The organism is Mycobacterium nebraskense (assembly GCF_002102255.1).
GTDB lineage: Bacteria > Actinomycetota > Actinomycetes > Mycobacteriales > Mycobacteriaceae > Mycobacterium > Mycobacterium nebraskense.
Genome location: NZ_LQPH01000081.1, coordinates 25,866 through 48,428 on the forward strand (window position 1 = coordinate 25,866; position 22,563 = coordinate 48,428).

Below are 22,563 nucleotides of genomic sequence, written 5' to 3' on the forward strand. Positions count from 1 at the left end.
GACCGAAATGCACACCGAGACAGACCTTGCCGACGACCGGCCAACTGTACCAACGGATCTGGACGCGTTCCGAGCACATATTCGGCGCTGGTTGCCGGGCAACCTGCCGAAGATCGGCGAGCAGTCTCATCCCGGCGAGCCGGTTGAAGAGCAGGCCCCGCGACACCGCATCCTGCAACGACGGCTGTGGGACGCACATCTGGCCGGCATCTGCTATCCGCGCGAGTACGGTGGGCTCGGTTTGAGCCGCGAGCACCAAGCCGCATTCCTTGACGAGACAGCCGGATTCGAGTTGCCGACTATCATGGCGGTGACCCATGCGGTGATCTTGCCGACGCTGCTGGACTTCGGTTCACGCGAGCAGTGCGTCAGGCATGTGCCGGCAGGGTTGCGCGGCGACGAGATCGCCGTGCAGTTGCTTTCCGAGCCCAGTGGCGGCTCGGACATGGCGGCTGCGCTCACCCGTGCCATCAAGGACGACGACATCTTCGTCGTCAACGGTGCGAAGATCTGGAGCACGGGAGCTCATGTCGCCGATTACGGGCTCCTGCTCGCGCGTACCGATCCCGAGTTTCCCAAACACCGTGGTCTGTCGATGTTCATCGTGCCGCTCGATGCCGAAGGGGTGACGGTCAATCCGATCCGTCTGGGGACGGGGGCGAGCGAATTCTGTGAGGAATTCTTTGACGACGTCAAGATTCCGGTGACCAATCTGGTCGGCCGGTTCAATGACGGCTGGACCGTGGCGTCGCGCGTGCTCTTCCACGAGCGCAACATGGTGGGCGACAGCGGCCTGAATGACTCGCGGTATACCCCCGCAGGGGACGAACGCGACGACCCACTGGTGGCCCTCGTGCAGCGAATGGGCGTCGCGTCGGATCCCGAGGTTCGCCAATTGCTCGGGGAGGCAATGGCCCTCGCCCACTTGAGGCGGCCCGCCGTCGAGCACATCAGCCAGGGGCTTGCCTCCGGCCGGTTTCCGGGCCCAGGCGCCAGCCTGCTCAAGCTGCTGAGCTCCCACATCGGTTATCGCCGCCTGGAGATCGCCATGCAGATTGCCGGCAACAGCGGCATCGTCTGGGACGGCGTCGACGAAGAGTCACCCGGCATCCAGTGGCTGGGCGCACGCGCCCACACCCTCGCCGGGGGCACCACCGAGATGCAACTCAACCAAATCAGCGAGCGGGTGCTGGGTCTCCCGCGCGACCCGTCGACCGACCGGGAATTGCCCTTCGCCCAGCTGCCGCACAACTGAACAACAGGTCAGCGAAGCAGTGTGGAAGGGCACTACGCGCGGATGTCGCCGTATCAGTCGAACGCGCTCGGCCAGGCTTGCCGAAATTTCGGCTCACGCTTCTCGGCGAAGGCTCGAGGCCCTTCATGCACGTCGCCGGACAACATCACCCGATGAACGACCGCCTCGTAGTAGCGCTGCTGCTCGGCGATCAACGCGTCGCGCCAAAACTTCAGTAGCTGCTTGGTGCCCCACACCGCCGCCTGGGAGTTCTTCGCGATTGTCTCGGCCCTCTCGAGTGCCGTGTCGATCAGCTTCTCCTGCGGGACAACTCGTTGCACCAGCCCGAGCCGAAAGGCTTCGTCGGCGGAAAGCCGGTCACCGGTGAGCATGATCTCCATAACGGCGCCGATCGGCATCAGCCGGGGCAGCACGTTGACCGCCACCCCCGCGATGATTCCGCGTTTCACCTCAGGCAGCGAGAACCAGGCATGCTCGGCTGCGATCCGAATGTCACAGGAGATCGCGAGTTCCGTCCCGGTACCGGCGGCCAGACCGTTGATCGCAGCGATGGTCACCTTCTCGCATGCGGCGATACCTGCGATGTCGGGCGCGGGGGAGATCGGCAACCGGCCGCCACCGTCCACGTCGTTCGCCATCGCCTTCAGGTCCGCACCGGCGCAGAACGCCCGGTCGCCCGCCGCCGTGATGATGGCGACGTACTGGTTGGGGTCGGCTTGAAACTCGGCAAGCCCCGCCTCGAGCTGGGCCGCGTCGGCCAGCCCGATGGCGTTCATGCGGTCGGGCTTGTTGATCGTGAAGATCGTCGTGTGCCCCCGCTTGTCCATCACGATGTTCGGCACGGTGTCCTCTCAGCCGTCGATACTGCGGCGTACATCGCATACGTGCTTTTGCACCAAGGGGATTCGAACCTTTCGCGACGGTCTGAGCTGTGCTGTTGACAGCATGCGCATTGTTGGATAGACATCAAACAGAAAAATAACTGAGTGAGTCGTCTGATTGTAGCAGCGACCGCAGCGAGGATGACTGGATGGTGCGTAAACTTCGCGAAGCGGCTATCGCGGGGGTTTACCAGACGAAGCAGGGCGATCTGTCCGACCGCGCACAGGCCGACGTCTGGTTCGAGTGCGCCAAGGGCGCGTGCCAAGACGCGGGCATCACCCTGGGCGACATCGACGGCCTGATCATGGACGGCCCCGAGGGGGTGGGCATCCGATCGATGCTGCCCGCAGCTGCCCTTGGTTACGATCTACTGGGCAAGCCGATGCGGTTTCATGCATCGAGCTCGATCGGTGCATCCGCCGCCGCTGCCGGGGTCAACCTGGCGGTGTACGCGGTATCAACGGGGCTGGCCGATGCCGTGGTCATCGTCAACGCGATCGCCGGTCGCCCCCAGGGCTTTTCGAGCACCAACCGTGACGAGGCCATCGCGGCGATGGCCAAGCTGGGCGGCCCGTACGAATATGTCTATGGGGCCACCCGGGTTTCGGATTACGCGGTGCTGGCGCGCCGGCACATGTACGAGTACGGCACGACGTCCGAGCAACTTGCCGAAGTCGCCGTCGCACAACGATACGGGGCCACGCTACATCCGCTGTCCTGCAACGGGCATCGCGGCGAGATCACCGTCGACGATGTCGTCGGTTCACGCCTGATCGCCGACCCATTGCGCCTACTGGATTGCTGTGGCATCAACCAGGGCGGCGGCGCGATCGTGGTCACCTCGGCCACCAGCGTGCGAGAAAACAAGAAACACAAGCCCATCGGGCTGCTCGGCTACGGCGAAGGGCACAGCCACATCGACCCGAACTCGGCGCCGTCACTGGCGTTCTTCGACGCGGCCCAGCTTGCCGCCGACACCGCCTTCGCGCACTCCGGCGTCTCACGCGACGACATCGACGTCGCCGGACTCGGTGACCACTTCACGATCAACGTACTCTTCGGCATCGAGGCGGCCGGATTCTGCAAACCGGGTGAAAGCGGTTCCTTCGTCGAGAACGGAGCGCTGAAGGTCGATGGCCGCCTGCCCACCAACACCGCCGGGGGCTTCCTCTCCTTCAGCCACGCCGGCGCATGCGGGATCTTCACGTTGATCGAAGTCGTCGAGCAACTCCGCGGGAACGCCGGTGCACGCCAGGTGGCCAACGCCAAGTGCGGCTACCTGAGCGGTTCCGGCGGTGCCATGCAGAACAACTACTCGGCCGTCCTGGGAGAGGTCTGAGCTGATGACCAGCGACGAGAAGTTCCTTCCGGAGGATGTGCCGGAGTGGCAACAGCCCTTCTGGGACTCGCTGCGGGACCGCGACATCAGGATCCAGCGTTGCACATCGTGTGGAGCATTCCGGCATGTGCCGAAAGAGATCTGCGCCAAGTGCCATTCCCCCTCGTTCTCCTGGGCACCTATATCGGGGCACGGCGTCGTCTACACCTACACGATCGTGCACCGCGCGCCGACGCCCGCCTACCAGGCCGCCGCGCCGTACGCGATCGTGCATGCGGCCATGGACGAGGGTTTCCGGATGATCGGAACGATGGCGGGGGACGACCCCGCAGCGGTCGAAATCGGCGCTCCGGTACGCATCGTCTACACCGACCTGGACCCCGCATGGACCATCGTGGAATTCGAAACGGTGATCGATACAAACGAATTGGTGGACAATGCCGCAGACAATTGAGAACAAACCGGAACCGGTGATCCCCTCACTCTACATAGACGGCCAGTGGCGCCACGCTGTGACCGAATCGACCTTCCCCGTGACGAATCCGGCCACCGGCGAGCTGCTGGCCGAGGTCTCCGACGGATCGGTCGACGATGTCCGGGCCGCTGTCGCGGCAGCTGACGCGGCCTTACCGGCGTGGTCGAAGCGCACGGCATATGAGCGAGCCGAGGTGCTCTTCGAGGCGCACCGTCGCATGCTCGAGCGCTCGGAACAGCTGGCCAAGCTGATGACCGAGGAGCAGGGCAAGCCGATTCGCGCCGCGGGGATAGAGGTCAAATATGCCGCCGACTTCCTGATCTGGTTCGCCGAGGAGGCGAAACGGGTTTACGGACAGACGATCCCGTCCGCGCGGGCCGACCAGCGCTTCATGGTGTTGCACCAGCCGGTCGGCGTGGTAGGTGCCATCACCCCCTGGAACTATCCGGTATCGATGATCACGCGCAAGGTCGCGCCGGCACTGGCGGCCGGCTGCACCGTGGTGCTCAAGGCCGCCGAACAGACTCCACTGTGCGCGATCGAGGTGTTCCGGATCCTTGAGGAGTCCGGCGTCCCGCCCGGCGTCGTCAATCTGGTGACGACATCGGACCCTGCCCCCGTCGGCGCTGAATTCGTCAGCAACCCGGCGGTCGCGAAGCTCACCTTCACGGGCTCAACATCGGTCGGCAAGCTGCTTGCCCGCGGCGCGGGCGGGCACATGAAGCGGTTCTCCATGGAGTTGGGTGGGCACGCACCCTTCATCGTCTTCGACGACGCCGACCCGGGGCACGCCGCCAAGGGCGCCGCGATGGTCAAGGTCCTCAACACCGGGCAAGCCTGCATTTCCCCGAATCGTCTCTACGTGCACCGCTCGATCAAGGACGCCTTTCTGAAAGTGCTCGTCGAGCGGGTGGCGAAGATGAGGGCCGGCAGCGGTTTGACCGAGGGTGTCAGCATCGGCCCCCTCATCGACTCCGATGCGCTAGAGCGGATGCAGCGCCAAGTCGATGACGCGGTGGGCAAAGGCGCGGTCGTCGAGACCGGTGGCAACCGGCTGATCGACGAGGGGCTGGAACGCGGATTCTTCTTTGCACCAACGGTTCTCAGCGGTGTGACCGATGCTATGGACATCTACCGGGAAGAGACGTTTGGCCCCATTGCACCGGTGATCATCTTCGATGACGAAGACGAGGTCATCGCCATGGCCAACGACACCAAGTATGGGCTGGCGTCATACGTTTACACGCAGAACCTCGCTCGCGCGTGGCGGGTGGCCGAGCAATTGCGGTTCGGCATGGTCGGAGTCAACGACATCAACCCCACCTCGGCAGCTGCTCCGTTCGGCGGAGTCAAGCAAAGCGGGCAAGGCCGGGAAGGGGCGCACGAAGGGATTCTGGAGTACCTCGACACGAAATTGGTGGGCTTCAGCATCTGATGGCCACGCAACAAACCCGGCCGGCGTTGGACCGGCTGATGAATCCGAGAACCGTCGCGTTCGTGGGGATCACCGAGGAATCGCGCTGGGCGCATGCGGTGACATACTCGCTGGACAGCGATGCGGAGTCCTTCTTCGTCCATCACAAGGCACAGCAGGTCTTCGGCCATCAGGCGTATCCCGATTTGCGCGCGATCGGGCGACCGGTCGATGTGGTGTTTCTTGCGCTGGGCGCCGAGCGCACGGTCGACGCGGTGGAACAGGCCGCCGAGATCGGTGCCGGGGGAGTGATCACCTGCGCCGCCGGCTTCGCCGAACTCGGTGAGGAGGGTATTCGCCTGCAGCAACGCATGGTTCAGGGCGCACGGGCGGGCAACATGCCCGTGGTCGGCCCCAATGGTGTGGGTCTGATGAATGTGCCCCGCAAACTGCACCTGAGCATGCTGCCGATCTTTCGACGGCGTGTTGGCGGGCTGTCGGCCGCGACGCACAGCGGCGCGATGATCGAGGCGATGGCCGCTGCGGCCTCCCGCGCGGGCGGCGTCGGGTTCAACCTGCTGGTGTCGGCGGGCAATGAGGCTGTCACCGATGTCGCCGACTACCTGGACTACTTTGCGCGCGACGAGGCCACCCGGATCGTGGCACTGGCGATCGAGAAGATCCGGCGCCCGGACGCCTTTTTCGACGCGGCCAGACGCTGCTTGGAGGCCGGCAAGCCGATCGTCGCGATCAAGCTTGGCCGCAGTGAGCGGACGCAGCGTATGGCCGCGTCACACACCGGAACACTGACCGGCGACGCGTGGGTCTACGACGTCGCTTTCAAGCAGGCGGGCATCCTGCCCGCCACCGACATCGACGATCTGGTCGACCGAGTGCAGTTCCTTGAACAGCTTCCTCGCAAGCGCTGGACGGAAGTGCGCGGCCTGGCCGTCCTCACCGCCACAGGCGGATTCGCTCAACTGGCCAGCGACCTTGCGGATGCCGAGGGGGTGGAGGTGCCCGAGGTGGAGCGGCTGCGCCCCTTCGTCGCCGAGACCATCCCCGGTGGCGCGGTGACGAACCCCTTGGACATCACGGGTTTCGCCGGCGTCATCGACGGGCTGTGGCGAAAGGTGCTGACCGAGTACGAGGCCGCGCCCGAGTTCGATGCTCTGCTATACAGCAGCCAGCACGCCGACTGGAACGAGCCCCTCTTCGCCGACATCGAGTTCGCCGAATTCGGAGCTGTGAGCGACAAGCCGTTCGTCATCGCGCCACTGGCCGGCCAAGGCGGGCAGTGGCTGGAGAACTATCGCGACGACGGGATCGCGGTGGGCAATGGGTTGCGCGGCTGTCTGCGCGGACTGCGCACCATGGGTGCCTTCATGCGGCTGCGTCCGGGGTCTCGCGTGCAACCGTCCACCAAGGTTCCATTGGTGCCTCGGCCCCAGGCGGGCCCGATCGCCGTGCCGGAAGGCTCCATGCTCCCGTTCGGAGCCACAATGGATGTCCTTGCCGGCGCTGGAATCCCGATTGCGCCATACCATTTGATTGCGCCCGGTGCCGCTGCCTTGGCGCCGGAGTTCGCCGGCCCGTATGTCGTGAAGCTGGCCGATGTCGCCCACCGAACCGAACACAACGCTGTACGGCTGGGTGTGGAGGCCGCTGGGTTGGGCGCGGCAGTCGATGAGCTGCGAGCCGTCGCCGACTCGAACGGGCTGCCGTCGATCATCGCGGTCCAACCCATGATCACGGGCCAGGGCGAGGCGTTCATCGGGATCAAGGGCGACAGCGAATTGGGGCCGCTCGTGGCGTTCGGCCTGGGCGGCGTATTCGTCGAGGTGATGCGCAAGATCGGTGGCCGCATGGCGCCGATGAGTGGTGAGGACGCCGCGGAGCTGATCGACGAGTTCAGTGACACCGGCGTGCTCGACGGCTTCCGCGGGGCGGCGCCTTGGGATCGCTGCGCACTGGCTTCGGCACTGACCAAGGCTTCGCTGCTTGCCGCCGGTGGGCGGGCATGGATCGAATCGATTGACATCAACCCGTTGATCGTTACCGCGGATGGACCCGTCGCGGTCGACGGGTTATGCCTGTTGCGGCCGCTGGCTCAGTAGCGCTGGCGCACCGGTCGGGGCCGCCAATTCGATAGCTGCTCAATGGATTACGGTTCATCGCGGCGCAGAATCAGGTCAGCGGCGCGTTCGGCCACCATGATGACCGGCGCGTTGGTGTTACCGCTGGTGATGGTGGGGAACACCGACGCGTCAACGACACGCAGGCCGTCGATACCACGCAGCCGCAGCTGCGGATCCACCACCGCATCATCGTCGGATCCCATTCGGCATGTACCGACCGGATGAAATGGGCGGAACGACTGCTGGCGCAGGTACGTTGTCCACTGCTCGTCGGTCTGCACATCGTCGCCGGGCATCTCCTCGACGACCTGTTTGGACTGCATCACCGGAGTCTGGAATATCTCCCGCGCCTGACGGCATGCGGCGATCAGCTCTGGCATGTCCTCGTCGCCGACCAGCGAGTGCTCGATCACCGGCGCGGCGGACGGATCGCTGGAGCCCAGCCGAACGGTACCGCGGCCCTTGGGGTGTACGCAGCTGGGATACACCATCATTCGTTTCGGAACGATCTTCACGTTGTAGAGCCCGTGGGCGCCCTCTTCGGCGCCGGCGTTGTCGTCCCTCGTGAATTCCATACCGACAGGCATCAGGATGATTTCGGTTTCAGTCGGCCGCGTCCCGGTCAGCGGCGCGAACACGACGGCGGCGCCACCGCCGAGGGTGAGGGCGCCTTGGCCCCGAAGCAGGAAGTCGACGCCGTGGCGGATGGCGCGATGCGGCCGCAATTCCTCGGCGAGGGTATCGGCCGTAGTCCGGTAGCGCATCAGACCGTAGGCATGCTCCTGCAGGTTCGCGCCCACGGCGGGGCGATCTATGCGCACATCGATGCCGTGGGCCCGCAAATGATCGGCGGGCCCAATCCCGGAGAGCATCAGCAGTTTCGGCGACGACAGCGCCCCTGCGCTGAGGATCACCTCGGCGGAGGCTCGTGCTGTCAGGCGTCGGCCGCGGTGCCGGTATTCCACACCCGTCGCGCGGGTACCCTCGAGCAACACCCGGGCCACCAACGATTGGGTGCGGATCGTGAGGTTGGGGCGCCTGCGGATCGGGGCCAGATAGGCGCGGGCGGTGCTGCTGCGAAACCCGCGTCGCTGGGACAGCTGTGCGCGCGAGACACCTTGCTGGCGTTCGCCGTTGTAGTCGGGATTCAGGTCGTGGCCGGCCGCCACCGCCGCGCGCAGGAAGTCGTCGACGACTTCGAGTGGCATGGCGACCTTACTGACCCCGACCGGCCCGCTGGTGCCGCGGCGCGGGGCGGGCCCGTCGGCATAGGTCTCGGAGCGCTCGAAGTAGGGCAGGATATCGTCGTAACCCCAGCCAGGGCAACCGTGTTCATCGCGCCAGTCGTCAAAATCGGAGCGTTCCCCACGCACCCAGAACATCATGTTCACGGAGCTTCCCCCGCCGAGCACCTTTCCGGCGGCCCAGTTATCGAGCATTCCATTCCGCGACGCGTCGGGCGTTCCGGCGTAGTGCCAGTCGAACTTTTCGGGTAGCCGCGCGACACCCGCCGGGATCCGGATAAGGGGGTGGCGATCCCAGCCGCCGGCCTCCAGTAGCAGCACAGTCGTGGAGGGATCGACCGACAATCGGTTGGCCAGCACACAGCCCGCCGACCCGCCACCGATGACGATGTAGTCCCATTCCGCGCGTTCGCCGTTGCGTGCGTGCCGACCGTTGATGCTCATACGCGGTTGTCTCCCTCGCAGGGTAAAAGGCGGGTACTCATCGGACACTATAGAAAATAGTTGACTCGGTCGTCGATCTAATGTTGGCTTGCCTCAGATGGTCGCTGTCTCGCGTCCGCGTAGCGCTGAGGAATTGGGATTGACGATGGTGCCGACCCGGCTGGGTTTGATCGTGCCGAGCTCCAACACGACGATGGAGACCGAGCTGCCGGAGATGTTCGCGCGGCGGCAGCGGCTGTTTCCCGAGGAGCGGTTCACGTTTCATTCCAGCCGAATGCGGATGCTCGAGGTGACGGCCGAGGCCCTGCTGCAGATGGATCGGGACAGCAACAGGTGTGCGGTGGAGCTCGCGGATGCCCAGTGCGACGCGATGGCCTACGCGTGCTTGGTCGCGATCATGTCCCAAGGTCCAAATGTGCATGTGGGCGCTGAGGCGCGGCTGGCCGACGCGGCCCGTGCGGAGGGCTGTGATGCGCCGGTGGTATCCAGCGCGGGAGCCTTGGTGCGGGGGTTGGCGGCGCTCGGTGCACGACGCATCGCGATGATCACGCCGTATGTCCCCGAACTCACGCAGAAGGTATGCGACTACCTGCTGGACGCCGAGATCGAGGTGGTGGACGTGATCAGCCGCGGCGTTGCGGACAACTGTGCGGTGGGGCGTTTGGAGCCGCAAGATCTGTTGCCGCTCGCAGGGCGGCTGAACAGCAGCGGTTGTGACGCCGTGGTGGTGTCGGCGTGCGTCCAGATGCCGTCGCTCGCCGCGATCCCGGAGGTGGAGTCACGGCTCGATCTGCCGGTGCTGTCCGCGGCGACCGCGACCACCTATGAGCTATTGAGCGCATTGGGCCGTGCGACCGTGGTGCCCGACGCGGGATACCTGTTGAGCAAGGAGTTCGCGTGTTGATGTCCGCTTATCCCGCCAGCGCAAAGCAAATAGTTGACCCGCTCACCTACATGACGTGGCCGTACGTGCGTCATCGCCACGCTTAACCATAGGAGATTGCGAATGAGCATTGCTACACAGCGTGAGCACGACGCAATCGACTTGTCGGCGGAAACCCTCTGGTCGGGTCCGTCCGACGAAAGAGATCGACTCTTCGCCGAATTGCGCCGGGATCGGCCGGTTACGTGGCAGCGGCCCATCGTCACCCCGATGATGGCGTTGCTGGGTCAGGAGCCCCCGCCTGGCTACTGGGCAGTTGTCCGGCTGGATGACATTGTCACGGTGAGCCGAAACGCCGATGTGTTCTCAAACGCGAGCGGCGTGATGTTCGAAGACCTGCCCGAGGAGGTCCGCAAAACATCGTTTCTCCTCGCCATGGACGAACCCCAGCACGGCAACTACCGCCGGATCGTCAGCTCCGTGTTCACCCCCAAGCGCTTGGCGCTCATCCGCGACCAGATCGAGAGCCAGGCGCGCCAAATCGTCGACGGCATCGCGCACTGCGCGGAGGACGTCGAGTTCGTCGGTCATGTCTCCGCGCGGCTGCCTATCTGGACGATCTCGGAAATGGTTGGCGTGCCGCAGGAATGGCATGACGAGATCCGCGACGCGGCCACTGGTCTGGTCGGCTGGAATGATGACGAAATCCTCGGTGATCTGGATCCGCCGACCCTGATGGCCAACGCGGTGACCACTCTGCGCACCAGGTGTCAGCAGATCATCGAGGCCCGCCGCAGCAAACCCGAGGATGACCTCATCAGCGCATTGGTGCAGGCCGAGGTCGACGGGGAGCGGTTGACCGACGACGACATCTCGTATTTCTTCACCCTGCTGTGCGTCGCGGGCAGCGACGCGCCCATGCACACCACCACCCACACGTTGCGGGCATTGACCGCGCACCCCGACCAACGTGCCTACCTGCTGGATGATCTAGAAGGGCGGATCGATGTCGCGGTCGAGGAATTCGTCCGGTGGGCCACGCCCGCCATGACGTTTCGCCGGACCGCGCTGCAGAGGTTCGAGTTGTCCGGCGTCACGATCGAGCCCGGGGACCGGGTGATCATCTTTCTGACCTCAGGCAACCGCGATGAGAGACACTTTGTTGACCCGTACCGTTTCGATGTCACTCGTAAACCCAATCCGCACATCGGGTTTGGTGGCCGGGGTCCGCACTATTGTCTGGGCAGTCATGTCGCGAAGATGCAGATCAAGGCGATCATCACCGAACTGTTCCGGCGGCTGCCCGACATCCACACCGTCGGCGAACCCGAATATCTGGCGGGTACTTTCATCAACGGAATCAAGCGCCAATCCGTGCGATTCACCCCGGAGTCGCCGCGGTGAAGGTCGACATCGATCTGACGAAGTGCAGCGGGATGGGACTGTGCGAGGTAGCCGCGCCGTCGATCTTCGAGGTGGGTGAAGACGGGCAGGCGCACCTGATAGCCGAACCCGTTTCCGACGACGACGTCGCCGCTGTGGAGGAGGCGGGACGTAACTGCCCCACCATGGCTCTGTCGCTGCGGCGCTAACCTTTACCGCAGGGAATGATCTTGGTGGGTCGCATCTTTCGCCGGCTCGATGCTGGAAATGATCATCTCGAGCCACGCGCGGTAAAGATCCTCCCCGTCGATCTGGCTGGCCAACGTGATGCCCTCGTTCGTAGCCAGCAACACTCGGGCCATCGTTGTTGCCGGTATGCGTAGCGCGCCACCAAGACGTTCCACGCCCTCGGTGAGGTACTCACTGAGCCAACGGACCGTCTCGAGTCGTTGCGCAGCCAGGCGTTCGCGGGCGTCGGGGCTGCGCACCAAAAACAGGGTGAATTCGTGGCCGAGCGCTGCCTGGTCGGCCCCGGTCTTGCTCATCAAGTCCCGCCAGCGACTCGCCAACTCGTCGAGGTTGAGCTCGTCGAGTCGGTGCGACGACAAGATGACGTCGGCGAATCCGTCTAAGAACCGTTGGCGATGGCGCTCGATGACCGCCAGAAACAGCTCCTCCTTGCTGCCGAAGTGGGCGTATATGGCACCGCGGGTGTATCCGGCCGCGTCGGCGATCTCCTCCAGAGAGGCGCCACTGAAGCCCTTGCGCGCGAACAGTTCCTCGGCTGCGTCCAGCAGCAGCGTACGGGTGTGTTCGAGGCGTTTCTCCCTGGTCCAGCGTTGCGCCATCCGGCCATTCTCCCAGATCGGCCCGGCGGGACCGCGATCGACAGGCGGCGTGGCATACAGGCCTGTATTGCTTATACGGACATGTATATGATGACGCGCATCACAATGAGAAAGGCAAACGCGACGGTGAATAGCGTCCTGGAAACCCCGTCCTGTTCGTGCCTTTTGACGGCGCCAACCCGGTATCGATGTGACGTCATTGCCGGGGGCGCGCTGGATTTGGTGACCGGCATGGGTGGCCGGCTCGTCGACTTGGCGATGGCGGGCTGGGAGGTCAGCGCCGCGCTGGCGGACGGCTCTGATGCCCGACCGCTGCGGATCCTCGGCATCGCCGCCGTCGATCTGGACTGCCTCCTGACCGACGCCGAGCGACTTCGCATTCCGCAGGTGTTGGCGGTGGCTGGCGACGTCTGGGCCAAGGATGAGCGGGTACGCCGTGAGGTGCGCAGCGCCGCCGAGGAATTGCGCACCGAGGTCGCCGTCTGGGGTGGCAGCGGCGCGATCGAACTCGGTGCCGCGCTCGATCAACCGTTGTCGCCCACGCGCCACCGCATCAGCGCCGCGGGCCGCGCGTTCAAGGCCAGCGCGCTCGCCGCTGTGGGGTGCCCACCCGTGTTCGAGCCGGCGGAGTGCTACTGGACCACGGGCCCGGCGCCAAGATATATACATACTTGTATCTGACATACGGCTGCGTACTATAGTGATGCGCACCACAAGCCACGTGGGCATATCGGGTAGGAGGACTGAGCAATGTCAACGGACTTCGTCGAAACAGCACGGCCCGGCGAATGGGTGGACACCGTCGGTGCACTGCCCGACGACCACGACCTCTACCCAATGCGGATCCCCACCGATCGCTACACGTCGGTCGAATTTCAGCAGCGTGAGCGCGAAGCGATCTGGATGCGGGTGTGGCAGATCGTGGGTCGAATCGACGAGCTGCCCAAGGTCGGGGACTGGAAGGTGTACCAGATCTTCGACCAGTCCTTCATCATCGTGCGGGGCAAGGACGAGCAGTTACGCGGCTTCGTCAATGCCTGCCGCCATCGTGGCAACATGCTGTGCCAGGGCACCGGGAATGCCAAACGGGGATTCGTCTGCCAATACCACCTGTGGTCCTACGACCTCGAAGGAAAGATGCGGGGGGCCCTTCGGGAGCGGGAGAACGTGATCACCCGCGAAGACAAGAACGAAAACGGGTTGTTGCAGGTGTCCGTCGACACCTTCGGCGGCTTCATCTTCCTGAATCCCGATCCCAACGCGGCGCCGCTCGCCGAGTTCCTTGGTCCCGAAGTGGCCGAGCTGTTGGCGCCCTACCGCCTCGACCAATTCACCATCGTCATGGACGTTCGCGAAGCCATCGACTGCAATTGGAAGGTCGTCATGGACGCCTTCAACGAGGGCTACCACATCTCCGGCATTCACCCGCAACTGCTTCGCGTCATCGAGATCGATCCGAGCAAAAGTCGCTACCGCTTCTTCGAGACTCACAGCGTGGCCGTCGCGCCCTTCGAGGTCCAAGGCGCCAGCGCGCAGGCGCAGGTCGACGGCATCATGGATCTGCCCGAGACCTTCCCATCGACGGTCGCGGTGCTGCCGCGCTTCGAGGAACTCGTCAACGAATACCGCGCCGCGGACGGGTCAGTGGACTTCCCGGACGGCGTCAATGCCCGCCAGCTGCTACAGCAGGCCACCCGGGACACTCTCACGGGCATGGGCCTGGATGTCAGCGGGTTGACCGACGCTCAGATGAGCGACAACCAGGGCTGGGTGCTGTTCCCGAACTTCTTCATGACGGTTCGTGCCGGCGAGTGCCACGTCATCATGGCCATGCCCCACCCGGACGGCGATCCCAACCGATGCATCTGGCACGTAGCCAGCTATATGTACCTTCCCGACGAACACCGGGAAGCATTCCGCGCCAGCCCGATTGAAGTCGATGAGCCGGGCAGCTACAAGTATTTCGAGGCGCTGCAACAGGATTACGACCAAATGCCGCGCCAGCAGATCGGCCTGCGCAACGGCATGCTCGACCACATGTCCTTGGTGAAGGAGGAAGTCGTCATTGCTTACTACCACTCGGTCCTCGACCGCTACCTGGCAGGTGACGTGAAATGACCTTGACTCTCGACGAGCGCATCGCGCTGCACCGCCGCATGGCGGAGGCCTACCGCAATGCCTATCTGCGCCAGGGCATCCAAGAGGGCGAGGCCTTCGTCGATGCCTGGAAATTCGCCTCCGACGCGGTGTATGCGTCGCCGTATTTCACGGGTGACCAGGGTTTCCTGCTGAGCGAGTTCCCCGAAGAGTCGGCGAGGGCATCCACCATGGAGGCCAAGGCGTACTCGCTGACCTTCCCGGACTGGAAGCCTGCCGATTTCAAGTACTGGCCGGCCGACAACGGGTTCGTCATGAAGACCCGTTGGGAAGGGCACACCAAGGACGGCACCAAGATGGGCTTCTACTCCTACAGCTTCGTCGAGACCAACGACGACGGCGAAGTCGCGCGCTGGGAGACCCATGTCAACGACGAGTACAGCACCTTCCTCGATGTCGCGATCGGCGTGCACGGCCCCTTCCACGGCACCTCCGAATACGTCGAGGCGCTCGAGCGGTGCCTCGCGGCGGCCGGCGTATCGGTCTGAGGAAGAAGCGATCACAGTGCAAAGAGACATCCGCGACGTCATCGACGACTATGTCGGCCGTTCCCGCACGGTGCTGGAATACGGGCTGGTCACCAAACGCCTTGTGGACGAGGCAAAAAAGCCCGGATTCTCCGTCGACAGCTGGGCACCGTTGGCCGAGTTGGTTGAGACGGACGAGTTCGAGCGAGTCGGCGCATTCAAGGAGGTGATGGACTGGTCGGCGTACGTCGACTTCCTGACGAACTGGGCGACGTCTTCGGAGTGGGAATGTTCGCTGCGGCGCGTCACCGAGACACCCGGCGCGGTCTTCCTCGAGCTCGAGGAGCGCAGCCGCATCGGCGAATTCAGTAATGTGGTCAACTCGCTGTCGGTCTACGAGTTCAGCGACGCCGGCACGATACGGCACATCGACCTGTATTTGCAGATGGAACTTCCGCCGGCCGAGATGCTGAAAAGCTTTGAAGGAGTAGAGATCTCGGAATGACCGATATAGATTCCGTCGATTTCTTCGCCGACAACCAGCTGCTGGCCGATCCGTACGACTATCTGGCCGCCCTGCGCGACGAATGCCCGCTGCGGCGCGAGAAGCACCACGACGTGGTGATGGTCACCGGCTACGACGAGGGCATGGCGATCTACAACGACACCGAGCGGTTCTCGTCGTGCATCTCGGTGACCGGGCCGTTCCCCGGCTTCCCGGTGCCGCTGGACGGCTTTGCGGAAGGGGACATATCCGGACTGATCGCGGCGCACCGCGACGAGATTCCGTTCTACGACCAGCTGCCCACGTTCGATCCGCCGGTGCATACCGCGCACCGGGCGCTGCTGTCCCGGATGATCACACCCAAACGTCTCAAGGAGAACGAGGAGTTCATCTGGCGGCTTGCCGACCGGCAATACGACGCCGCGCTGGCCGCGGGTCGCTGCGAATTCATCGGGGAGTTCGCGAATCCGTTCGCGATGTTGGTGATCGCCGACCTGCTGGGTGTGCCCGAGTCCGACCATGCCGAATTCCGCGAGGCGTTGCTGACCGAGGTCGGCACGATCGGGAGCAGCGAAGGTGAGACGATGCAGCACTCGCCGCTGGAATACCTTTACGGCAAGTTCGCCGAGTACATCTCCGACCGCCGCGCCAACCCGCGTGACGACGTGCTGACCGGCGTCGCCGCGGCCACGTTTCCGGATGGCAGCACACCGGAGGTGATGGACGCGGTTCGCGTGGCGAGCAACTTGTTCGCCGCCGGGCAAGAGACCACGGTCCGCCTGCTGTCCACGGCGGTGATGATGATCGCCGAGGACGCCGGTCTGCAGGCCAAGCTGCGCGCCAACCCCGACATGATTCCGAGATTCGTGGAGGAGGCGCTGCGCTACGAAAGTCCGGTGCGTGGCGATTTCCGCCTCGCCAAGGTGCCGGTCACGGTCGGAGGTGTCGATCTTCCCGCGGGCACCACGGTGATGTTGGTCAACGCCGCGATGAATCGCGACCCGCGCAAGTTTCCCGATCCGGACGCCTTCGACGTCGAGCGCGGGAACGCGCGCCAGCACGTCGCGTTCGGGCGTGGGCCGCACAGCTGTCCGGGTGCCCCCCTCGCCCGCGCCGAGGCCAAGATCAGCCTGCAGCGCCTACTCGAACGAACCTCCAGCATCTGGATCGACGAGGACAAGCACGGTCCGCAGGCCGCGCGCCGGTATAACTACCTGCCGACATTCATTCTGCGTGGGCTCACCCGACTGCACGTCTGCTTCGAATAGGCTGCATTTCCGTGCCTTTCGAGGGAACCACCGCGATTACGCCGGTGCGCCGGGCCGGCCGCCCCGAGGATGTCGCCAACGCTGTGACCTTCCTGCGCGCCGACGAATCCTCGTACATCACTGGACAAGTCATCGACGTCAATGGAGGTCGTAGGACATGAGTGAACAGCGACTGCCGCCGCTACCGGCCGAGGCGTGGGGTGACGAGGAGTACGCCGCGTTTGGGACCTTGCTGGGGATCTCCGGTGACAAGGTGCCCCGGGCCGGCTCGGGGGACGCCTACGATCCGGCCCGGTTCGACATCATCGGTCTGTTGGTGCGCCACCCCAAGATGGCCCGCGCATTTCTGAATTTCAACGGGTTCTTGCTCCAGCGCGGAGAATTGCCGGCGCGGTTGCGCGAATTGACGATCCTGCGGGTGGCGCAGACTCGCCGGTCGGCCTACGAATGGGGCCAGCACGTCAGAATGGCGGCGCGCAACGACATTTCCGAAGACGACATCGCGCGGCTGGCTCGCGGTACCGACGAGTTCGAGGGTGCCGACCGGCTCGTGCTGGATGCGACCGACGAGTTGCTCGCCGAGGGCCACGCGCGCTGGGAGACCTGGCAGGCGTTGACCAAGACGCTGGGCGAGCGACCCGCGATGGAGTTCATCTTCATTGTCGGTGTCTACGTGCTGTCGGCGATGGCGTTCGAGACCTGGCGGCTGCCGCCGGCGGCGGGTACCGCACCGCTGCCTAGCCCTTGAGATCCGGCATGACCTTGTCGGCGAATAGCTTCAGCTGTTCGTAGACGAGCTCGTACGGCAGCCCACCGAAGCTGAAGTTCGCCAGCATTTCGTAGTCGCCCACCATCTCTTTGCGGATGTGATGGTGTTCCACCAGCGCCTCAGGTGTGCCAATCATGTTGCCCGCGACGTAATCCCGATATGCTTTATCGGGGCCGCCGGCGGCTGCGGCGGCCGCGCCCATGTTCGCATAGGTCGAGTAGGACGGCAGTTCCTTGAAGTGGTCGCTCATGAATTCGTAGTGGTTGGCGACGGTGGCGAACATTTTGGCGAAGTACGTGTCGCAGTAGTCGGTGACGCGTTGCTTGTCATCGAAGCAGAGCACGAAGTCCGAGATGATGAACGGAGGTGCAGTGGTGCCGTGCAGCTTCTCAAAGGTTTCGCGGTAGTGGTTGATTTCGGGGATGGCGTTTCGCCAGTCGCCTTGCGAGAAGCGCAATGTCCTGAGACCGTAGTTGGCCGCGACCTCCACCGAGGACGGCGACATGCTGACCATGACGGTGCGGTCCTTGAACGATTTGAACGGCCGCGGGCGGACCTCGGTGCGGGGGATTTGGTACCACTTGGTGTCGGCCTCGACGATGCCGGTCTCGATGCCGGCCATGACGATCAAAGCGGCCTCGTCGAACATCTCGCGCGAGTCGGCCAATTCCACGCCGAATGACCGGAACTCCCGGCGGGCCGCACCCCGTCCCATTCCGAGTATCAGTCGGCCTTGCGACAGGACGTCGAGCTCGAGGGTCTGTTCCACGACGCGCAGTGGGTTGTTCCAGGGCAGGATGACCGCGGCGGTGATGAGATCGATCGTGCTGGTCTTGGCCGCGATGTAGGCCAGCACCTGAAAGGGGTCCGGACACGCCGCGTAGTCGGTGAAGTGGTGTTCGACGGGTCCGACGTAGTCGAAGCCCATGGCCTCGGCTTCGACGGCGAGATTCGTTTCCTGCATGAAGGTCTGAACGTCGGGCAATCCGTGCAGGTTCTGGTACCCCAAATGCAGTCCTACTCGCATGTACGCCTCCAAGTCCGCTTGAGGGCGTCCGCGCCGAAGCATCCGACTGCCCTGGTCGTTAGTCGACTGACTAAAATGAACCATACGACGTCGCCGCGGCCGGGGCAAGTATATAGTTGACCAACTCGGCTAGTTCGAAGGATGCGGCACACTTACACATTGGGTGTCCGGCGGGGCATCCGGGAAGGCCGGAATTCCAAATGGCAATGCTGACGGGCAAAGTCGCGGTGGTGACTGGAGCGAGCCGGGGGATCGGTAAAGGCATCGCCCTTGCGCTGGGCGCTGAGGGTGCCACCGTCTACGTCACCGGCCGCACGCTGTCGACGGGTGGCCACTCGTTGCCCGGCACGGTGGGCGACACGGCGGCAGAGGTCGATCGACGCGGTGGAACAGGGGTCGCCGTGCGGGTCGATCATTCCCAAGATGAGCAGGTCGCGGCCCTCTTCGATCGGGTTCGGCGCGAGCGCGGGAGGCTCGACATCCTGGTCAACAATGCGTTCGCGATCCCGGAGGACCTGACCGACCCGAAACCGTTCTGGGAGAAGCCACTCAGCAACTGGGACATGGTCGATGTCGGCGTCCGCTCCAACTTCGTCGCCGCCTGGCACGCCGCACCGATCATGGCCGCTCAGCGGTCCGGGTTGATAGTCGCCATCTCGGGGTACGTCGGTGTCACGTACACCTACGGTGTCGTCTTCGGGATGTGCAAGGCGGCGGTCGATCGGATGGCGCGTGACATGGCGATCGAACTGCAACCGCATAACGTCGCTTCAATCTCGCTCTGGCAAGGCTTGACGCTAACCGAACGGGCGCAAGCCAACCTCGCACGTAATCCCGAGATGTCGAAGGCGACGGTGACGAACCCCGCCATCGGGTGTTCACCCGAGTTCCCCGGTCTGGTGATCGCCGCACTGGCCAGTGACCCGCAGCTGATGCGACGCTCCGGAGGCACGTTCATCACCGCAGAACTTGCTGCCGAATACGGCATTACCGACGTTGATGGCAGGGCCATCCCCTCGTTGCGCGCGCAGCGTGGCGCCCCGATCTGGCAACCGATCGCGGACGGCGGAGGGCTGGCTTAGTCATCCGCATAATTCAGGCTTGTCTGAGAAATGCGGCCACCGTATGGTGCGTGTTAGGCAACCGACTAACGGCCCGTGAAGAGCTTTCCAGACCTGCGGCCAGAGGAGATCGAGCGTGGCGGTGAAGAGTCCCAGCGACGTGTACTACGACCCGTTCAATCCGGAGATCGACGCCGACCCTTACCCGGTGTATCGACGGATGCGCGAGGAGGCTCCGCTCTACTACAACGAGCAGCACGACTTCTACGCCGTCAGCCGGGCCGACGACGTGGAACGCGTCCTCGTCGACAACGAGACTTTCATCTCCGGTCGCGGCGGGATCATGGAGTTCATTCGCGCCAACATCACGATGCCGCCAGGGATGTTCGTCTACGAGGACCCGCCCATCCACACGAGGCACAGGCGGGTACTCGCCGGGGTGTTCACTCCGCGCAGGATCGCGGAGCTGGAACCCAAGATCCGTGCGTTTTGCGCCCGTAGCCTGGACTCTGTTGTCGGTGCCGGCCGGTTCGACTTCATCTCCGATCTCGGCGCTCAGGTGCCGATGCGGACGATGGGGATGCTGCTGGGCATTCCCGAGGCCGACCAGGAGTCCCATCGCCAGGCGACGGACAAGAGCCTGCGCACCGAGGCGGGCAAGCCGATGGCCCCGCAGGAGGGATTTGCCAGCGGTGAGTCGTTCGCGGAGTACATCGACTGGCGCGCGGCGCACCCGTCCGACGACCTGATGACCGACCTGATCAACGCCGAGGTCACCGAAGAAGACGGCAGCACAAGGCGCTTGACGCGCGAGGAGGTGCTCACCTACACGACGCTTCTCGCCAGTGCCGGCGCCGAGACGACCGGCCACCTGATCGCGTGGACGGGCAAGGTACTGGCCGATCATCCCGATCAGCGGCGCGAACTCGTCGAGAATCCCTCGCTGATTCCGCAGGCCATCGAGGAGGTGCTGCGCTTCGAACCACCCGGACATCAGTTCGCCCGCTACGTCACGGCCGACGTGGACTTCTACAGCCAAACCGTGCCGGAGGGCAGCGTCATGTTGTTTCTCATGGGCTCGGCCAACCGCGACCACCGCCGATTTGTCGACGGTGACCGCTTCGACATCCATCGTGAGCCCGTCAAGCACCTGAGCTTCGGCATCGGTGCGCACTACTGCCTCGGCGCCGCCCTGGCTCGGCTCGAGGGCCGAATTGCCTTGGAGGAAATGCTGAAACGCTTCCCCGAGTGGCATATCGACATCGACAACGCCCGCATGGCCTCGTCGTCGGCGTTGCGTGGATGGGACGGACTTCCCGCGGTGGTCCCGTAGGACGACGAACTCTACGGACCGCGAAAGTGCGGGATAACCTCTCGCGCAAATAATTCCATTCCGGCCCGGATGAGGTCGGGCGGCATGCCCGGTAGCGCCATGCCGCACACAAGATCGGTCAGCCGGGAGTGTGCGCGGTACTCCGAGACTTGACCGATGACGTCGTCCGGCGTGCCCACCAGCGCAGGCTCGGCGAAGAAGTCGAACGACTGGTCGCGGATGATCTCCTCGACCGAGGGCAGCGCGATGGCCTGACTGGGCGCGCCCGATGCAACTTCGGCCTCGGCGGTCCACTGCATATAGCCGGCAGCCATGTAGCGCAACGGTTTTGCCGCCAATTCCCAGGCCTGTTCGCGAGTGGGCGCAACGAAAGTCGGCCGCATAGCGGCGATGCGGAAATCGTCCGGATCATTACCATGGGCGCGCAGTGCGTCGTCGTAGAGGTTCGCCGATCCCGGGCCGCCGGTGAGGAAGTGCAGGCCCATTCGCGCCGCCCGCTCGATAGCCTTCGGCGCCGTTCCACCGACCCAGATCGGTGGGTGTGGCCGCTGCAGCGCGGGCGGGGAGATGCGAATGTTGTGCAGCCTGGTGTAGCGTCCGTCGACCGTGACGGACTCGCCCGACAGCAGTCGGCGCACGACCGTCAGGTTCTCCTGCATGCGTCCCGCGCGTTCCCGGGCGGGGATGCCCTGATCGTCGAACTCGCCTTTGCGGTATCCCAGCCCGACCCCGAGGTCGAATCGTCCGCTGGAGATCAGGTCCAGTGTGGCGGTGTCCTCCGCGACGCGGACCGGGTTGTGCAGCGGCAGCAGTAGCAGGAACGTCCCGATGCGAATCCGTTGTGTCCGTGCCGCAATGGCGGCGCCGATCGGTAAGAGCGAAGGGGAATAGCCGTCGTCGATGAAGTGATGTTCGGTAAGCCACGCCTCGTCGAAGCCCATTCGTTCCGACTCGACGATGAGGTCGAGGTGTGAGCGGTAGAGGGCGTCCCACTCGACGCGGGCCCACTCGGGATTGCGGAACGGCCAGAGCAGCCCAAACCGCAATGTCATTTACCCTTGCGGCGCTTGCGTGCGCGCCGCTTTCCCTCCAGTTGGCTGATCAGCCTTTCGACCACCGTGACCGTTTGTGAGTGACCGAGGCTGAGGCCGTAGGAACGCTCTTCGCCCATGAACCGCGCCGCCGCGTCCATCAACAACATCACCGCCTCCGCCGGCCATTGGGTGGTGTCGACCCCGTACTTCGTCAGAATCGTTGATAGTCCTTCGAACTGCAGGCGGCGGAACCGTACCGAGAATTCCTTCATTTCCGCCATGACCGCCTTGCGGTGGTTGCCCAGGGCCAGGAACTCGACGTTGAGGGCGGTGTTGGTTTGGTCACGGATCATGTCCCACAGGGCCCACAGCGGCTGCTCTGCGGCCAGCGCCTCGGCTTGGCGGTCCAAGCTGCGCGCCGCGCTGCGACGGAACACCTCCAAGAAGAGCTCGTCCATCGGGCCGAAGTAGTAGTAGACGAGGCCCGGGTTCACCCCCGCCTCGGCGGCCACCCGGCGCGACGTCACGGCCGCATATCCCTCGCTGAGCATGAGCCGTTCGGTGGCGTCGAGCAGGGCCGTCCGGGCGTCGGGTTCCTGCACGCCATCCGGGGTGATCGACGCCATGACTGCAACCT

General features: G+C 64.4%; 22 protein-coding genes and 1 pseudogene. 17 read left to right on the top strand and 6 right to left on the bottom strand.

Annotated elements, in window-relative coordinates:
• The first annotated feature begins 7 nt into the window (after positions 1-7).
• On the top strand, positions 8-1,255 hold the full coding sequence (locus AWC17_RS08725) for an acyl-CoA dehydrogenase family protein (protein ID WP_046181711.1): 1,248 nt from the start codon (positions 8-10) through the stop codon (positions 1,253-1,255).
• Between the two features lie 53 nt (positions 1,256-1,308).
• Here the strand turns inward: AWC17_RS08725 and AWC17_RS08730 are convergent, their stop codons facing one another.
• Complete coding sequence (locus AWC17_RS08730; RefSeq protein WP_052742682.1) at positions 1,309-2,097, bottom strand: enoyl-CoA hydratase/isomerase family protein; 789 nt, start codon at positions 2,095-2,097, stop codon at positions 1,309-1,311.
• Between the two features lie 188 nt (positions 2,098-2,285).
• On the opposite strand from AWC17_RS08730, the gene AWC17_RS08735 reads away from it, so the two are divergent.
• The 4 genes from AWC17_RS08735 to AWC17_RS08750 are packed head-to-tail and all read left to right on the top strand — an operon-like array spanning position 2,286 to position 7,482.
• Positions 2,286-3,476 carry a thiolase family protein gene (locus AWC17_RS08735; protein ID WP_046181712.1) on the top strand — a complete coding sequence of 397 codons (1,191 nt, stop codon included), beginning with the start codon at positions 2,286-2,288 and terminating at the stop codon, positions 3,474-3,476.
• Between the two features lie 4 nt (positions 3,477-3,480).
• The gene (locus AWC17_RS08740; protein WP_046181713.1) at positions 3,481-3,930 is read left to right on the top strand and encodes a Zn-ribbon domain-containing OB-fold protein; all 450 of its coding nucleotides are present in this window, start codon (positions 3,481-3,483) and stop codon (positions 3,928-3,930) included.
• A gap of 58 nt (positions 3,931-3,988) precedes the next feature.
• Positions 3,989-5,386, top strand: a complete 1,398-nt coding sequence (locus tag AWC17_RS08745; RefSeq protein WP_231588291.1) for an NAD-dependent succinate-semialdehyde dehydrogenase — start codon at positions 3,989-3,991, stop codon at positions 5,384-5,386.
• Positions 5,386-7,482, top strand: coding sequence for an acetate--CoA ligase family protein (locus AWC17_RS08750; RefSeq protein ID WP_046181715.1), 2,097 nt, complete (start codon positions 5,386-5,388; stop codon positions 7,480-7,482). Before AWC17_RS08745 ends, AWC17_RS08750 begins: the two co-directional genes overlap by 1 nt.
• 47 nt (positions 7,483-7,529) lie before the next feature.
• On the opposite strand, the gene AWC17_RS08755 is transcribed toward AWC17_RS08750, so the two are convergent.
• On the bottom strand, positions 7,530-9,191 hold the full coding sequence (locus AWC17_RS08755) for a GMC family oxidoreductase (RefSeq protein ID WP_046181716.1): 1,662 nt from the start codon (positions 9,189-9,191) through the stop codon (positions 7,530-7,532).
• 145 nt (positions 9,192-9,336) lie between these two features.
• Between AWC17_RS08755 and AWC17_RS08760 the strand changes: the two genes are divergently transcribed.
• The 3 genes from AWC17_RS08760 to AWC17_RS08770 all read left to right on the top strand — a co-directional run bounded on the left by AWC17_RS08760 (position 9,337) and on the right by AWC17_RS08770 (position 11,666).
• On the top strand, positions 9,337-10,095 hold the full coding sequence (locus AWC17_RS08760; protein WP_046181717.1) for a maleate cis-trans isomerase family protein: 759 nt from the start codon (positions 9,337-9,339) through the stop codon (positions 10,093-10,095).
• Positions 10,096-10,197: 102 nt separating this feature from the next.
• A complete protein-coding gene (locus AWC17_RS08765) occupies positions 10,198-11,478 on the top strand; it encodes a cytochrome P450 (protein WP_046181718.1) in 1,281 nt (426 codons plus the stop codon).
• Entirely contained in the window at positions 11,475-11,666 is a 192-nt protein-coding gene (locus tag AWC17_RS08770) for a ferredoxin (RefSeq protein ID WP_046181719.1), read from the top strand. Before AWC17_RS08765 ends, AWC17_RS08770 begins: the two co-directional genes overlap by 4 nt.
• Before the next feature lie 3 nt (positions 11,667-11,669).
• On the opposite strand, the gene AWC17_RS08775 is transcribed toward AWC17_RS08770, so the two are convergent.
• Complete coding sequence (locus tag AWC17_RS08775) at positions 11,670-12,305, bottom strand: TetR/AcrR family transcriptional regulator (RefSeq protein WP_046181720.1); 636 nt, start codon at positions 12,303-12,305, stop codon at positions 11,670-11,672.
• Positions 12,306-12,527: 222 nt separating this feature from the next.
• Between AWC17_RS08775 and AWC17_RS08780 the strand changes: the two genes are divergently transcribed.
• From AWC17_RS08780 to AWC17_RS08810, 7 genes and pseudogenes are all read left to right on the top strand, one after another.
• The gene (locus AWC17_RS08780) at positions 12,528-12,986 is read left to right on the top strand and encodes a hypothetical protein (RefSeq protein WP_052742683.1); all 459 of its coding nucleotides are present in this window, start codon (positions 12,528-12,530) and stop codon (positions 12,984-12,986) included.
• Positions 12,987-13,055: 69 nt separating this feature from the next.
• A complete protein-coding gene (locus AWC17_RS08785) occupies positions 13,056-14,423 on the top strand; it encodes an aromatic ring-hydroxylating oxygenase subunit alpha (protein WP_046181721.1) in 1,368 nt (455 codons plus the stop codon).
• A 2-nt stretch (positions 14,424-14,425) separates the two neighbouring features.
• Positions 14,426-14,950, top strand: a complete 525-nt coding sequence (locus AWC17_RS08790) for a hypothetical protein (protein WP_046181788.1) — start codon at positions 14,426-14,428, stop codon at positions 14,948-14,950.
• A 16-nt stretch (positions 14,951-14,966) separates the two neighbouring features.
• Entirely contained in the window at positions 14,967-15,434 is a 468-nt protein-coding gene (locus AWC17_RS08795) for a hypothetical protein (RefSeq protein ID WP_372517394.1), read from the top strand.
• Entirely contained in the window at positions 15,431-16,702 is a 1,272-nt protein-coding gene (locus AWC17_RS08800; RefSeq protein ID WP_046181722.1) for a cytochrome P450, read from the top strand. Before AWC17_RS08795 ends, AWC17_RS08800 begins: the two co-directional genes overlap by 4 nt.
• Positions 16,703-16,731: 29 nt before the next feature.
• Positions 16,732-16,863, top strand: a pseudogene (locus AWC17_RS08805) (SDR family oxidoreductase); the annotation flags it as partial.
• Positions 16,860-17,450, top strand: a complete 591-nt coding sequence (locus AWC17_RS08810; RefSeq protein ID WP_046181723.1) for a carboxymuconolactone decarboxylase family protein — start codon at positions 16,860-16,862, stop codon at positions 17,448-17,450. The pseudogene AWC17_RS08805 and the gene AWC17_RS08810, both read left to right, overlap by 4 nt.
• Here AWC17_RS08810 and AWC17_RS08815 read toward each other — a convergent pair.
• Positions 17,440-18,498, bottom strand: coding sequence for an LLM class flavin-dependent oxidoreductase (locus AWC17_RS08815; protein ID WP_046181724.1), 1,059 nt, complete (start codon positions 18,496-18,498; stop codon positions 17,440-17,442). The genes AWC17_RS08810 and AWC17_RS08815 overlap by 11 nt on opposite strands.
• Before the next feature lie 200 nt (positions 18,499-18,698).
• Here AWC17_RS08815 and AWC17_RS08820 point away from each other — a divergent pair, with 200 nt between their 5' ends.
• Positions 18,699-19,580, top strand: a complete 882-nt coding sequence (locus tag AWC17_RS08820; protein WP_046181725.1) for an SDR family NAD(P)-dependent oxidoreductase — start codon at positions 18,699-18,701, stop codon at positions 19,578-19,580.
• Between the two features lie 115 nt (positions 19,581-19,695).
• A complete protein-coding gene (locus AWC17_RS08825; RefSeq protein ID WP_046181726.1) occupies positions 19,696-20,892 on the top strand; it encodes a cytochrome P450 in 1,197 nt (398 codons plus the stop codon).
• An 11-nt stretch (positions 20,893-20,903) separates the two neighbouring features.
• Here the strand turns inward: AWC17_RS08825 and AWC17_RS08830 are convergent, their stop codons facing one another.
• Positions 20,904-21,944, bottom strand: a complete 1,041-nt coding sequence (locus AWC17_RS08830; protein WP_052742684.1) for an LLM class flavin-dependent oxidoreductase — start codon at positions 21,942-21,944, stop codon at positions 20,904-20,906.
• Complete coding sequence (locus AWC17_RS08835) at positions 21,941-22,552, bottom strand: TetR/AcrR family transcriptional regulator (RefSeq protein ID WP_046181791.1); 612 nt, start codon at positions 22,550-22,552, stop codon at positions 21,941-21,943. The genes AWC17_RS08830 and AWC17_RS08835 overlap by 4 nt, the downstream gene beginning before the upstream one ends.
• Positions 22,553-22,563: the final 11 nt, after the last annotated feature.